The sequence below is a fragment of the Streptomyces sp. NBC_01013 genome, assembly GCF_045162765.1.
GTDB lineage: Bacteria > Actinomycetota > Actinomycetes > Streptomycetales > Streptomycetaceae > Streptomyces.
This window is the reverse complement of the sequence record NZ_CP108687.1, coordinates 4,877,807-4,891,736: the sequence shown is the minus strand read 5'-3', so window position 1 is coordinate 4,891,736 and position 13,930 is coordinate 4,877,807. Positions and strand designations below refer to the sequence as shown.

The window sequence follows — 13,930 nt, the reverse complement described above, 5'->3', positions numbered from 1 at the left end:
CCGGACTCCGGTACGCGGGCTGCGCCCGCGGGCCGGGCCCCGCCTCGCACGCGGTGCCCGGCCCACCGGTGCCGGCCTCAGAGGTACGGCCGCTGGACGGACTTGGCCCTCACGTACGCCTCCCGGGCCGCCCTGGTCTCCGGGGCGTCGGAGACCTCCGCGACCGGCACGTCCCACCAGGCCCCGGAGGACGGCGCGGACACCATCGGGTCCGTCTCGACGTGGATCACCGTGCACCGGTCGGCGGCCCTGGCCTCGGCGAGCGCCTTGCGGAGTCCGGCGATACCGGCGACGCGCAGGACGTCCGCCCCCAGGCTGGCCGCGTTGGCCGCCAGGTCCACGGGCAGCCGGTCGCCCTCCAGCGCTCCGCTGTCCGCGTCGCGATAGCGGTACCAGGTGCCGAAGCGGGGCGCGCCCACCGTTTCGGAGAGCGCCCCGATCGACGCGAAGCCGTGGTTCTGGACCAGCACCACGATGAGCTTGATCCCTTCGGAGACGGCCGTCAGCAGTTCCTGCGCCATCATCAGGTAGGAGCCGTCGCCCACCATGACGAAGACCTCGCGCTCCGGGGCTGCGAGCTTCACGCCGAGCCCGCCGGCGATCTCGTAACCCATGCAGGAATACCCGTACTCGACGTGGTACTGCTTCGGGTCCGCCGCCCGCCAGAGCTTGTGCAGGTCGCCCGGGAGCGATCCGGCCGCGCAGACCACGACACCGTCCTCGCCGGCTGCCTCGTTGACCGCCCCGACCACCTCGGACTGCGCGGGCTTCGGGGTGTGCCCCAGGTGGTGGGCGGCGTCCACGGCCGCGTCCCAGTCGCGTGCCAGGGCGACGGTCCGTGCGCGGTGCTCCGGGGGCACCTGCCAGTCCGACAGTGCGGCTGTCAGCGCCTCCAGGGCGGTGCGGGCGTCGGCGACCATCGCCAGTCCGGCGTGCTTGACGGCGTCGAACCGGGCGACGTTGATGTTGAGGAACCGGACCCCGGCGTCGGCGAACTGGGTGTGCGAGGCGGTGGTGAAGTCGCTGTAGCGGGTACCGATCCCGATCACCAGGTCGGCCTCCCGGGCCAGTGCGTCGGCCGCCGTCGTGCCGGTGTGCCCGATGGCGCCGGCCGAGGACGGGTGGTCGTGCCGGAGCGCCCCCTTGCCCGCCTGGGTCTCGGCGACCGGGATGCCGGTGGCGCGGGCGAAGACGTCCAGCGCCTCGGTGGCGCCCGCGTAGACGACGCCTCCCCCGGCGACGACGAGGGGGCGGCGCGCGGCCCGGATCATCCCGACGGCATCGGCCAGCACCTGGGGCTGCGGGGCCGGGCGGTCGATGCGCCACACCCTGGGCGCCAGGAACTCCTCCGGCCAGTCGTACGCCTCGGCCTGGACGTCCTGCGGCAGCGCGAGCGTCACCGCACCGGTGTCCACGGGGTCGGTCAGGGTGCGTACGGCCGCCAGGGCGGCGCCCATCAGCTGCTCGGGTCGGCCGATCCGGTCGAAGTACCGGGAGACGGGCCGGAAGGCGTCGTTGACCGTCATGTCGCCCGCCCATGGCATCTCCAGCTGCTGGAGCACCGGTTCGGCGACGCGGGTGGCGAAGGTGTCCCCGGGCAGGAGCAGCACGGGGAGCCGGTTGACGGTGGCCCCGGCGGCGGCGGTGATCATGTTGGTGGCCCCGGGGCCGACCGATGCGGTGCAGGCGAACGTGGAGAGCCGGTCGGTCATCCGGGCGTACGCGGCGGCGGTGTGCACCATCGCCTGCTCGTTGCGGGCCTGGTAGTACGTCAGGTCGCGGTTCTCCCAGAGCGCCTGGCCCAGACCGGCCACGTTGCCGTGCCCGAAGATGCCGAAGCAGCCGGCGAACAGGCGCCTGCTCTCCCCGTCCCGCTCGGTGTGCTGGGCGACGAGGAAACGTACCAGTGCCTGTGCGACGGTGAGCCGGATCATGCTGCTCCTTCCGCGGACGGTGCTCCGGTGGTGTCCGTCGCGCCTTCCCAGGTTTCCCGGACCCAGGCGTGCGCCGGGTCGTCGGTGATCCGCCAGGCGCGCTCGTCGTGCGGGCCGGCCATCACGTTGAGGTAGTACATCGGGTAGCCGGGCAGTGCGGCCGACGGGCCGTGCCAGCCGTCGGGGACCAGCACGACGTCACCGGTGCGGACTTCGGCCGTCTCGCCGGCGGGTCCGGGCGGGCTGCCGCCGAGCCGGTGCTGCCCGAAGCCGCCGCGGCCGATCTCGAAGTAGTAGACCTCCTCCAGCTCCGATTCGGTCGCGGTGTGCTCGTCGTGCTTGTGCGGCGGATAGCTGGACCAGTTGCCGTCCGGGGTGAGGACCTCCACCACGATCAGCCGGTCGCACGCGAAGCCGTCGGCGCTGGCCAGGTTGTTGACCTGGCGGCGGCAGGAGCCCGCGCCCCGTGTCTCGACCGGCACCGCCTCGGCCGGGCCGCGGCGGAACGGCAGATCCCGCCGGGCGGTGCCGCTCGCCAGCGCGAAGCGCCCGCCCCCGGGACTGCTGATGACGGCGTCGCTGCGCCGGGGGACGTACGCGAAGTCGCTCACGCCCTCGAAGACGCCGGGGCGCCCGGCCAGTTCGAACTCCCCGGCTCCGCAGCGCACGGAGCAGGAGCCGGACAGGGGCAGCACGATCACCTCGCGTTCCTGCGTACCGAAGGACTGCGAGCCGCCGGGGGCGAGCTCCAGCACTCTGAGTCCGGTGTGCCGCATACCGGTGTCCACGGTCCAGGGGCCGTGCGCGGTGCTGCCCGCGGGCTGATGGCCGTCCATGGCGTCTCCTCTCACAGCAGGCCGACGGCGGTGTCCACCGCGGCGGCCACGTCGTCGTCGGGCGGGTAGAGCAGGGACCGTCCGGCCACCAGTCCCCGCACGGTGGGGAGCCGGAGTGCCTTCTCCCACGAGGCGTACGTCTCGTCAGGGGTGCCCGGAGGGTCTCCGCCGAGCAGCAGCGCGGGCAGCGTCGACGCCTCCATCACCGCCTCCATGTTGTCGACGACCGGCACCTTCAGCCAGGTGTAGGCGGAGGTGCGTCCCAGTCCCTGGGCGATGGCCAGCGCTCGGACCATGGGCTCGGGCCGCAGGTCGTTGACGGCTCGCCCGTCCGGGCCGCGCCGGACCCAGAAGGGCTCGACGAGGGCGGTGAGCCTGCGGTCGGCGAGGGAGGAGACGGCGTCCGCACAGCCCTCCAGGGTGGCAGCGGTGGCCGGGTCGGAGGGGTCGATGCGAAGAAGCATCTTTCCGGCGTTGAAGCCCATCTCCTCGATCGAGGCGGCGTCGTAGGCGGTGAACCGGTCGTCGATCTCGAACACGGTGTCGGGCACGCCGCCGCGGTTCATCGAGCCGATGACGACCTTGTCCTCCAGGGCGCCGAGCAGCAGCAGGTCCTCCAGGACGTCGGGGGTGCCGAGCACGCCGTCCACGCCCGGGCGTTCCAGGGCGGTCAGCAGGCGGTCGAGCAGCCCGGCGCGGTTCGCCATGGCGTCGGGCCGGCCGCGTACACCGAGGGCGCCGCGGGCCGGATGGTCGGCGGCCACCAGCATCAGTCGGCCGGACGGCTGGATCATCGGGCGTCGGCTGCGGCGCTGGGCCGCCTCCAGGATCGCCTCGGGCCGCCGGGCCCGGGTCTCCATCAGGGTCTGCAGCGCTCCGTCACGCATGCGGTGCCGCTTCCGGGGAGTGCGCGTGGTCCATCATGTCCTCCACCTGTGGGGTAGTCGGCATGTCGGGGGCGCAGAAGAGCCGCCCCGCGACGAAGGCGCCTGCGGCGTTGGCGAAGCGGAGGGTCCGCGTCAGTGGCCAGCCCGCGAGCAGGCCGTGGCACAGGGCGCCGCCGAAGGCGTCGCCCGCGCCGAGGCCGTTGACGACGCGGACGGGGTGGGGTGCGACCACGACCCGCTCCTTCGCGGTGCGTGCCAGCACCCCCGCGGGTCCTTGTTTGACCACGGCCAGTTCGATGCCGGTGGCCAGCAGGGCGTCGGCCGCGGCGTCCGGGTCCCGTTCGCCGACGGCTGCCTCGCACTCGTCGAGGTTGCCGACGGCCACGGTGGCCCCCGCGAGAGCGGCCCGCAGTGCGGGTCCGGCCGCCTGCGGGGAGGACCAGAGCCCGGGCCGGTAGTCGAGGTCGAGCACCGTGATCCCGGACCGGTCGCGCGCGGCCAGGGCGGCGAGATGGGCGGCGGCGCTGGGTTCGGCGGACAGTCCGGTGCCGGTGATCCAGAGCAGTCCGGCCGCGCGCACCTCGTCCAGGTCCAGTTCCCCGGGGTGGATCCGGAGGTCCGGGGTGCCGGGCGGGCGGTAGAACCAGATGGGGAAGTCGTCGGGCGGGAAGACCTCGCAGAAGGTGACCGGGGTCGGGGGTCCGGCGACGGGACGGACGCGGGCCGCGTCGACCCCGTACCGGCCCAGTTCGGCCCTGAGGTAGTCGCCGAAGGGGTCCTGGCCGGTGCGGCTGATCAGGGCGGTGCGGCGGCCGTGCCGGGCGGCGGCGACGGAGACGTTGGCCGCGCTGCCGCCCAGGTGTTTGCCGAAGGACTCGACGTCGGCCAGACCCACCCCCTGCTGGAGCGGGTAGAGGTCCACGCCGAGCCGCCCCATGACGAGCACCTCGGGGGCACGGGCCGGGGCTGTCACGACGTCACCTTGCGCAGATGGGCGAGGGAGGCCGTCACGTCCGCCAACGGGCCTTCTCCGAGCGCGGGTTCGGCATCGAGGACGGTGTCCTGTTCCAGCACGTACCACCCGTCGTATCCGGCCGCGTCCAGGGCGGTGGTGATCGCGGAGATGTCCACGTCGCCCCGGCCGAGCGGCTGGTAGAGGCCGGACCGGACGGCTTCGGTGTACGTGACGTCCCCGGCCCGGACCCGGGCGGCGAGCGCCGCGTCGACGTCCTTGAGATGGACGTGGGCGATGCGGTCGGCGGCCCGGCGGGCCAGGTCCACGGGGTCGCTGCCGCCGGCCAGCAGGTGGCCGGTGTCCAGGCAGAGGGGGACGGTGCTGCCGGTGAGGACCCTCTCGACCTCGTCCGGGCCCTCGACCATCGTGCCGATGTGCGGGTGGAGGGTGGCGGTGATGCCCTCCGTCGCCGCGTGGGCGGCGATCCGGTCGAGGTTGGTCAGCAGCGCGCCCCACTCCCGTGCGGAGAGTTCGGGGCGGGCGTCGTAGCCGTCCGACCCGGTCGCGGCGGCCAGGACCAGGGTCCGCGCGGAGCCGAACCCGGCGAGGGCGCGCCGGACCCCGGGCAGCGGGTCGCGGCCGGGGTCGTGCAGGAAGACGGGGACGAATCCGCCGACGGCGGCCAGCCCGTGTCCGGCGAGCAGGGCGGAGCGGGCCTCGGGGTCCTGCGGCAGGAAGCCGTCGGGCCCGAACTCCGTGGCGGCCAGACCGGCGGCGGCCATCTCGTCGAGGACCCGCTCCGGGGCCATCTGGTGTCCCCAGCCGGGGACTTCGCACACGCCCCAGGAGATGGGTGCTCCGGCAACGCGGATCATCGGCCCGCCTCCTCTACTCGTACGGGACGACCGGTGCGGCAGGACCGGTCGGCGGCCTCGGCGACCAGCAGGGCGGCCAGTGCGTCCTCCCCGGTGCAGGGGCTGGGGCGGGTACCCGCGGCGACCTCGGTGAAGGCGGTCAGCTCGGCGACGTACGCGTCACGGAAGCGGCTGAGGAATCCGTCGTGGGAAACGGCCGCGGGCTGCGGTCCGCCGGGGGTGAAACGGAGGGGGGCGTGGGGGTCGAGGCCGGTCGCCAGGGTGCCGGTGGAGCCGGCGACCTCCATCCGTACGTCGTAACCGGCGCCGTTGTAGCGGGTGGCGGTGCAGGTCACGAGCGTGCCGTCGTCCAGGGTGAGGACGGTGACGGCGGTGTCGACGTCCCCGGCGGCGGTGAAGTAGGGCTCGCCCCGGTTGGATCCGGTGGCGCTGACCTCGACGACCTCGCGGCCGGTGACCCAGCGCACGATGTCGAAGTCGTGAACCGCGCAGTCCCGGAAGATGCCGCCCGAGGCGGGCAGGTATCCGGCCGGTGGCGGTGCCGGGTCGGCGGTACAGGCCCGGATGGTGTGGAGCCAGCCCAGTTCGCCGGCGGCGACGGCGTCACGCAGTGCGGCGTAGCCGGCGTCGAAGCGGCGCTGGAAGCCGACCTGGAGCGGGATGCCGGTGCCGTCGAGCTCGGCCAGCAGGGCGCGGGTCTGGTCGAGGGTGCCGGCGATCGGTTTCTCGCAGAAGACCGGCACTCCCGCGGCGGCCGCGGCCCGTACGAGGTCTGCGTGAGTGGTGGTGGGGGCCGCGATCACGACGGCGTCCAGGCCGGATCCCAGCAGGCCGTCGAGGTCGCCCGCGTGCTCGGCACCGAGTTTGAGGGCCAGGTCGTGCGCCTGGTGTTCACGGGCGTCGTGGAGGACGACCCGCGACACGGCGGGCAGTCCGATCAGGGTCTCGGCGTGGAACGTGCCGATGCGGCCGGTACCGATGAGTCCGATGCGCATGCGCGAATGCCTCCGGTTCGAGGAGGAGTGGATGCCTGTCCCTGATTTGTATCCTCGGCACTCACAACGAGTCAAGCATTTGTTCTGACATATATACGTACAGAGCTTGAGTCGAAGTGTGCGGCATACTGAACGCCTGGTTCGTCGCGTCGAGGAGTCCCCATGGAATCGATCACCAGGCTGATAAGCATCGACCGCAGCAGTCCCGTACCGCTGTACTTCCAGGTCGCGCAGCAGCTCCAACAGCTCATCGAGTCCGGCACATTGGCGCCCGGCACCCGCCTGGAGAACGAGATCGCGCTGGCGGACAAGTTCGGGCTCTCCCGCCCGACGATGCGTCAGGCTATGCAGCATCTCGTCGACAAGGGGCTCCTGGCACGCAAGCGCGGCGTGGGTACCCAGGTCGTCAACAACCGGGTGCGCAGGCAGATCGAGCTGACCAGTCTCTTCGAGGACCTCAAGCGGGACGACCGCCGGCCGCGCACCGAGGTGCTGTCCATGGAGACCGTGCCGGCCATGGGCACCGTCGCCCTCGCGCTCGAAGTCGAGCCCGGAACGCCGACCGTGGCGCTGCGCAGGCTTCGTTACGCGAACGACGAACCCATAGCCGTCATGCACAACCACCTCCCGGCGGACCTGCTGCCCCTGACCGAGAACGACCTCACCGAATACGGGCTCTACGAACTCCTCAAGCGGGCGGGCGTCTCCCTGCGCACCGCCCGTCAGACCGTCGGGGCGCGCAGGGCCACGGCGGCGGAGGCCCGGCTGCTGGGTGAGGGCCGCAGCGGCACGCTGCTCACCATGGAACGTACGGTCCAGGGCGACGGGGGACGCCCGGTCGAGTTCGGGTCCCACCTCTACCGCGCGTCGCGGTACTCCTTCGAGATGACGCTGACCGCACACTGAACGGCGCTGCGGGCGGCCTGGTGCGGGCGGCCCTCGGCGCCGCCCGCACCAGGCCGCCCGCAGGGGCCGGTCGGTATCAGTGGCTGCGCTTCAGCATGGCGTCCGACAGCGCGGCCACGGACTCACCCAGCCGCAGACCCACCACGTCCAGCCGGCGCAGCAGCTCGCGCCGGGTGAGGGTGTCGCTGCCGACGTCCTGCCGCAGCAGCTCGGCCATCGCCAACTGGTAGTGCCGGCGCACCTGTCCCGCCGACTTACGGGCAGCCGAGGTGGCCGCGTCCACCTCCCCCGGCCGGTCCGCCAGCCCCCGCACCGCGCCGCGCAGCGCCGCCAGGCCCTCCGCCACCCCGGCCAGTGCGGGCAGGTCCGCGGGCTCCCCCTCGGCACCGTACAGATCGGTCTCCCGCACCAGGTCGCGGAGGTTGTCCAGTACGTCGTCGACGCAGCGGGAGAACCGGTAGAGGTCCTCGCGGTCGATCGGCGTGGTCAGGGCGACGGCGAGTTCGGCGACCAGGCGGGCACGGCCGGTGTCCCCCCGGTGCTCGACCTCGACCATGGCCCCGCGGGCCTCGGCGGGCGTGAGCGTGCCGTCGGCCATCGCGGAGGCCAGGCCCACCCCCTCGATGGCCGCGTCGAGTTGGGAGGCGATCAGGTCGGTCAGCTGATGGTGCGAACGGCCGGTGAGATCGTCGACGATTCTGCGGAGGGTCATGCGGTCACTCCTCTGGCGAGAAGGCCGGCCAGCAGGCCGGCCGCGTAGGCGGCGGGCAGGGTCACACCCCATGCGGTGACCAGCGGGACGGCGAACTGCCAGCGCACCCGGCGGCCCCCCTCACTGGCCCCCGCACCCACCAGTCCGCCGATCACCGTCTGGGTCATGCTCACGGGTGCGCCCAGGGCGGCGCTGGAAAGCACCGTGGCGGACGAGGCCATCTCCGCCGAGGCGACCTGCCAGGGGCGGGCGGCCAGCAGCCGGACCGACGCCCCGCCGGAGACCCGGCGCAGGCTGAGGACGGTCCCCACCGCGAAGACCAGCGCCACGGCGACGGTGGGTGCGAGACCGGGGGGTGTGTCCAGGCTGCCACCGACGTTGCCGGCCGACGCCACGGCTGCGACGGCGAACATCTTCTGGCCGTCGTTGGCCGCGTAGGCCAGGCACTGGCAGCCGAAGGCCGCCAGGTGCGCCCCGTGCACCAGGCGCGGCATCCCGGGTGTCGCCGGCATCCGGCGGGCACCGCGGCCCAGGGCGAACCCGGCGGCGGCGCCGATCAGCGGGGCTGCCGCCGCGATCCCCAGAACCAGCCCGAGCCTGACCCACTGCGGACGTTCGCCCAGTCCGGAACCGGCGCCGGCCAGCCCGCCGAGGACGGCCAGCGTGATCGAGGTGGGGATGCCCCGCCAGGTGAGGAGCAGGACGAGGACGAGGGCGGCCGCGGCTCCGCACAGGAAGATGAGCGCGGGGTGTGCGGCGTCGCCCGGTATGAGTCCGTCGGTGAAGGTGCGGGCCACCCGCACCCCGAACAGGGCGGGCCCGGCGGCCACGGCGGCGGTCAGCATCAGCAGTACGGGAACCGATGAACCGCTGCTGTGGCGTACGGCCATGGCGAGCAGCGAGGCACCGTCGTTGGCACCGCAGACGAGGACGAAGGCCAGGGCGGTGACGATCAACGCGACAGTGGTGGTCAAGGAAGGTGCTACCTCACGTGGTGGGGGCGGCGCGCACCCGGTGACCCCGGTGTGCGCGCCGCCCCGGGGGCCGTCAGTCGTCCAGTGCGTCGGCCACGTCGTCCCAGTCGACGAACTTGAAGTTCGTGTTGGTGCGGACCTCTCCGTCCTCCCCGGTCACGTCCGGGGCGTTGAAGCCGTCGTGGACCACGAGCAGTCCGTGCGGGTACGCGTCGCCCAGCGGGGCGTTGAGCACCGCCGCGCCGTCGCACTCCTCGGAGCCGTCGATCGCGTCCGACCCCCCGGAAGCCGATGGGGCGACGCGGAAGTTGCCCACGTAGTCGTTGTCGCCCTGGCGCTCGTAGGCGACGAAGGTGTTGTCGCCCTGGCTGGAGGCGAGCAGGTAACCCTCGCCGTCGTCCTCGCGGTAGATCGTCAGTCCTTCGACGTCTGCGGTGATGCGCTTGCCGCCCACACCCGGGTCCGTGCCGGCGGTGCACTCGTCCGCCACCGGGTCATAGGTCCCGGGTATTCCGAACTCGCGCACCTTGTCGACGATCCGGGGCGTTCCCGTGAGGTCGGCCCGCATCCGCCAGATGCCGACGTCCTCCTGGGCCGCGTAGAGGACACCCCGTTCGGTGTCCACGACCATGCCCTCGACCTGGGGGGTGCGGCCGGGCTCGTCACAGGGGGTCCAGCGGGTGCCGTTGCCGATGTCGAACGAGGCCGGCAGGTTCAGGGTCCGGATCCGCTGGTAGGTGACCTTTCCGGCGGCGGTCGCGGTCAGCTCCATGAGCGCGAGGCCGGTCGTGTGGCGCTGGCTGGCAAGGGCGTAGTAGCGGCCGTTGGCGGCGTTGCGCCAGGTGGCGAGGCCGTAGGCGGTCTCCTGTTCGTCCACGTCGGCCTCGGTGGCGCTGAACACCCGCGGGGCGGCGGGGTCGGTGAGGTCGGTGAGCGGCGCGTCGGGGTGGTTGCGGTCGATGCCGTAGATCCGCAGCCGGTCGCGTCCCCGGTCGGAGACGACGGCGATGTCGGTACGAGTGCCCTTGATCTTCAACCCCGGGAGCAGGTCGACGTTGTTGTACCGGCCGGGCTCGCTGTCCGGGCCGGGCGCGGGGGGCGCCTGGATCGACTGGATCTCGTTGCCGTCGAGGTCGTGGACGCGCAGTCCACCCTGCTTGGCCGTGGCGATGACGAGGCTGGCGTCGGGGTCCGCCTCGTTGAACCAGATCGCCGGGTCGTCCGCGTTGGCGTCACCGCCGGCCGTGTCGTCGAACTGGGCCGGGGTCTCGCTGACGGCGTACACGGACGGGGTGTTCGCGGCGGCCGCGGGGTTCGCCGGTGTCGCCATCAGTGCGGCGGTCGCCGCCGCCAGACAGACCGTGGTCAAACGTCTGGACAGGTGCATCGTGCCTCCCGGAGTGGGTTGGGCGGTGCGGGATGGCCAGGACAGTACATAAGTATGTGCTGACATAAAAGGCTGCGGACATAAGCGCCTCCCGGATACGCCAACATCCGTGGTTTTCCACAGAGTTACATCAGCATGTCTTGACATAGTGAAGAAGGCGGGCGGAAGCTGCTCCCCAAGTCGCCCCGACCGCGTTGCGGAGAAGGCCGACCCACTCAGGAGCAGCCCGGCTCCGCCGGGCCCACGCAGGAGGTCAGGCATTGTCCAGCAGCACTCACGGCACCGGTGGCACGCAGCGACCGGTCCCCAGAATCGCCCTCGCGGCCCTGGTCACCGTCCTCGCCGGCGCCGCGGCCTGCGCACCGTCGAGCCAACAGGGAGGGGGCGCGGCCGCCCCCGGCGGCGCGACCCCGTCCGCCGTCATCGACGATGCCGCCGACTTCGACCTGGACGCCCTGGAGGCGGCCGCGAAGAAGGAGGGGTCGATCACCGTCTACGACAGCTCCGGCGACATCACCAAGGTCGCCAAGGCGTTCACCGCCAAGTACGGGATCAAGGCAACCGGCGTGAAGAACAAGGTCGGTGACACCCTGGAGAAGATGACCAGGGAGGCGCAGGCCGACAACGTCACCATCGACATGACCCTGTACGAGGACGGCCCCAGCCTGGTCGGCGAGCTGCTGCCGCAGAAGGTCGTCCACACCTGGATACCCGCCGACCTGGCGGAGCAGATCCCGCAGGGGAACCGCAGCCCGCTGCTCGTCCTGCAGAAGGCCAACGTCTGGGTGTACAACCCGAAGCTCTTCCCCAAGGGCTGCCCGGTCGACAACATCTGGGACCTGGTCGGGCCCGAGTGGAAGGGCAAGGTCGCCCTCCAGGACCCGCTGGGCAAGCCCAACATCGTCGAGTGGTTCAACCAGATGTCCAACGGCGCCGACCAGGCCCTGCGTGACGCGCACTCAGCCGCGCACCCCGGCGGGGAGCTGAAGACCTCGCAGAAGTCGGCAGGCCAGGAGTGGGTCGTCAGGCTGGCGAAGAACTCCCCCGTGCTCACCTCCGCCGACGACGACGTGGCTGCCGCGGTGGCCTCCCCCAACCAGAAGCAGCCGCGCATCGGGCTCGTGTCCAACGCCAAGTTCCGTGACGTCGAGGAGAAGAACTACTCGATGAAGGTCTGCGACACGCTCAAGCCGTGGAGCGGATACCTCTACCCGAAGTACTCGGCGATCGCCACGAAGAGCACGCACCCCAACGCCGCCAAGCTCTTCACCCACTTCGTCCTCACCGAGGAGGGCATCAGCCACGAGATGGACGCGGGGGGAATCCCCGGCAGCTCGGCGGTGAAGCAGGGCTCCTTCAGCCCGCCCGGTCTGACCGACTGGAAGAAGGAGCTGTTCGCCTTCGACCCCAAGTACCTGGCGAAGGACTTCGCCGACACCGAGGCCATGCAGGACCTGTGGCGCATCAGCCACAGCTGACCTCCCCGGCCCCTCCCCCGCAGACGTAGCCCCTTTCCGGCCGGCCCGGCCTCCCCCGACGGGCCGGCCGGACCACGCACCCTCTCTGGAGAACGCCCATGGCCGTGGCCGACCCCGACACCGCTCCCGCAGCCGATCCGCCCCGTCCCGACCCTGCCCCCGCCGGGGGAGGCGGCCCCACCGGGAAGCGCGGCTCCGGACGACTCAACCGACTGCGCTACCGCCTGAACGTGCTGCGCCACGAACCCACCTACCTGGTCGGGGGCGTACTCGTCGTCCTGCTCGCCTACCTCGTGGTGGCACCCCTGGTCGCGGTGCTCTCCGACGCCGCCCGTGTCCAGGTCGGCGACGACGGGAAGTCCGGGCAGTCGGTCGGCGCGCTCACCGGCTACTACCTGTGGCGCGTGTTCCGCTCACCCGTCAGCGACTTCCTCTTCTGGGAACCGCTGCGGCACACCGTGGTCGTCGCCCTCGGCGTCACCCTGCTCGCTGTGATACTCGGCGGCACCGCCGCCTGGCTGCTCACCCGTACCGACATACCGGGTCGCAAGTGGCTCTCCACCGCGCTGGTCGTCCCCTACATGCTGCCGTCCTGGACGTTCGCGCTGGCGTGGCTGGCGCTCTTCAAGAACGACAGCTCGGGAGGCCAGATCGGCCTGCTGGAGGCCTGGGGCGTCCACACCCCCGACTGGCTCGCCTACGGCGCCGTACCCATCATCATCTGCCTGGGGCTGCACTACTACCCCTTCGTCCTCCTGCTGCTCGGCAACGCGCTGCGGCGCATCGACAGTCAACTGGAGGACTCCGCACGGGTGCTGGGAGCGCGGCGCGGCACGGTACTGGGGCGGATCACCCTGCCCCTGATGCTGCCGGCCATGTCCTCGTCCGTACTGCTGGTCTTCGGCCGCATCCTGGGCACCTTCGGTACGCCGTACATCCTCGGGCTGCCCGTCAACTACGAGTTGCTGTCCACCTCGCTGTTCCGCGCCGTCCACGACCACCAGCAGGGCGTCACCGCCGTGCTCGCCGGCGTCATCGTGGCGATCGGCATCGTCGTGATCATCATCGACACCCGGCTGGTGCGCGAGCAGCGCCGGTTCGTGACCGTCGGCGGCAAGGGGGCGATGGACCGGATCAGCCCCCTCGGCCGCTGGCGCCCGGCCGCACTGGGCGTCGCGCTCTCCATCTTCGCCGTGGGGGTGGTGGTCCCCGTCGCGACCCTGGCCCTGTCCACCGTCAGCAAGACACCCGGCGTGTTCAGCCTGGACAACTTCACGCTGAAGTACTGGATCGGCGAGCACATCGCCGGCGCCCCCGGCTTCCCACACGGTGTGCTGCGCGGCACCCAGCTGTGGGACGCCGCCTGGAACAGCCTGCGCATCGTCGGCCTGGCCTCACTGATCTGCGGGGCCGTCGGACTGCTGATCGGTTACGTCGTGGTCCGCTCGGGCGGCAGCCGGATGGGCACCGCCCTGCGGCAGATCAGCTTCCTGCCCTACATGGTCCCCGGCATCGCCTTCGCCGCGGCGTTCCTCACCCTGTTCGCCGTACAGCGAGGGCCCGTTCCTGCCCTGTACGGGTCGATCACCCTGCTGGTCATCGTGCTCGCGGTGACCCATCTGCCGTACTCCTCGCGCTCGGGCATCAGCGCCATGATGCAGCTCGGCCCGGAACCGGAGGAGGCCGCGCAGGTGACGGGCGCCGGCTGGTTCACCCGCATGCGCAAGGTGGTCATTCCCATCCAGCGCGGTGCCCTGGTGACCGGGGTGGTGCTCCCGTTCATCTCCGGGCTCAAGGAACTCAGCATCGTGATCATGCTGACCACCACCGGCACCCAGCTGCTCACCACGCTCTCCATCAACCTCGTGGACTACGCCTACGACCAGATGGCGAACGCGGTGGTGCTCGTCATCTCGCTGATCTCGTTCCTCGCCACGTACCTGACCCAACGCCTGACCAGGACCAACCTGTCCTCGGGACTCGGAGGCTGA

Annotated in this window: 12 protein-coding genes; 3 read left to right on the top strand and 9 right to left on the bottom strand. The window is 71.9% G+C overall.

The features are described 5' to 3' along the window. Window positions 1-77 precede the first annotated feature (77 nt). From iolD to OG538_RS21265, 6 genes are read right to left on the bottom strand one after another with little or no spacing between them, the layout of a single operon-like run. Window positions 78-1,934 carry a 3D-(3,5/4)-trihydroxycyclohexane-1,2-dione acylhydrolase (decyclizing) gene (iolD, locus tag OG538_RS21290; RefSeq protein ID WP_406095892.1) on the bottom strand — a complete coding sequence of 619 codons (1,857 nt, stop codon included), beginning with the start codon at window positions 1,932-1,934 and terminating at the stop codon, window positions 78-80. Next, window positions 1,931-2,770 (bottom strand): 5-deoxy-glucuronate isomerase, encoded by an 840-nt coding sequence (iolB, locus tag OG538_RS21285; protein ID WP_406095890.1) that lies wholly within the window; start codon window positions 2,768-2,770, stop codon window positions 1,931-1,933. Before iolB ends, iolD begins: the two co-directional genes overlap by 4 nt. 11 nt (window positions 2,771-2,781) lie before the next feature. Continuing rightward, on the bottom strand, window positions 2,782-3,657 hold the full coding sequence (locus tag OG538_RS21280; RefSeq protein WP_406095888.1) for a deoxyribose-phosphate aldolase: 876 nt from the start codon (window positions 3,655-3,657) through the stop codon (window positions 2,782-2,784). Further along, window positions 3,650-4,594: a 5-dehydro-2-deoxygluconokinase gene (iolC, locus tag OG538_RS21275; RefSeq protein WP_406100242.1), complete on the bottom strand. Its 945-nt coding sequence runs from the start codon at window positions 4,592-4,594 to the stop codon at window positions 3,650-3,652. The genes OG538_RS21280 and iolC overlap by 8 nt, the downstream gene beginning before the upstream one ends. 32 nt (window positions 4,595-4,626) lie before the next feature. After that, complete coding sequence (locus OG538_RS21270) at window positions 4,627-5,484, bottom strand: TIM barrel protein (protein WP_406100241.1); 858 nt, start codon at window positions 5,482-5,484, stop codon at window positions 4,627-4,629. Next, entirely contained in the window at window positions 5,484-6,482 is a 999-nt protein-coding gene (locus OG538_RS21265) for a Gfo/Idh/MocA family oxidoreductase (RefSeq protein WP_406095886.1), read from the bottom strand. Before OG538_RS21265 ends, OG538_RS21270 begins: the two co-directional genes overlap by 1 nt. 162 nt (window positions 6,483-6,644) lie before the next feature. Here OG538_RS21265 and OG538_RS21260 point away from each other — a divergent pair, with 162 nt between their 5' ends. Further along, window positions 6,645-7,388, top strand: coding sequence for a GntR family transcriptional regulator (locus OG538_RS21260; RefSeq protein WP_406095884.1), 744 nt, complete (start codon window positions 6,645-6,647; stop codon window positions 7,386-7,388). Window positions 7,389-7,464: 76 nt separating this feature from the next. Here the strand turns inward: OG538_RS21260 and OG538_RS21255 are convergent, their stop codons facing one another. The 3 genes from OG538_RS21255 to OG538_RS21245 form a co-directional block, all read right to left on the bottom strand. Next, a complete protein-coding gene (locus tag OG538_RS21255) occupies window positions 7,465-8,100 on the bottom strand; it encodes a DUF47 domain-containing protein (protein WP_406095882.1) in 636 nt (211 codons plus the stop codon). Beyond that, a complete protein-coding gene (locus OG538_RS21250; RefSeq protein WP_406095880.1) occupies window positions 8,097-9,074 on the bottom strand; it encodes an anion permease in 978 nt (325 codons plus the stop codon). The genes OG538_RS21255 and OG538_RS21250 overlap by 4 nt, the downstream gene beginning before the upstream one ends. Before the next feature lie 73 nt (window positions 9,075-9,147). Beyond that, complete coding sequence (locus OG538_RS21245; RefSeq protein WP_406095878.1) at window positions 9,148-10,461, bottom strand: phytase; 1,314 nt, start codon at window positions 10,459-10,461, stop codon at window positions 9,148-9,150. 260 nt (window positions 10,462-10,721) lie between these two features. Here OG538_RS21245 and OG538_RS21240 point away from each other — a divergent pair, with 260 nt between their 5' ends. Together OG538_RS21240 and OG538_RS21235 are read left to right on the top strand one after the other, a co-directional pair. After that, window positions 10,722-11,939 carry an extracellular solute-binding protein gene (locus OG538_RS21240; protein ID WP_406095876.1) on the top strand — a complete coding sequence of 406 codons (1,218 nt, stop codon included), beginning with the start codon at window positions 10,722-10,724 and terminating at the stop codon, window positions 11,937-11,939. A gap of 98 nt (window positions 11,940-12,037) precedes the next feature. After that, window positions 12,038-13,930, top strand: a complete 1,893-nt coding sequence (locus OG538_RS21235; RefSeq protein ID WP_406095874.1) for an ABC transporter permease — start codon at window positions 12,038-12,040, stop codon at window positions 13,928-13,930.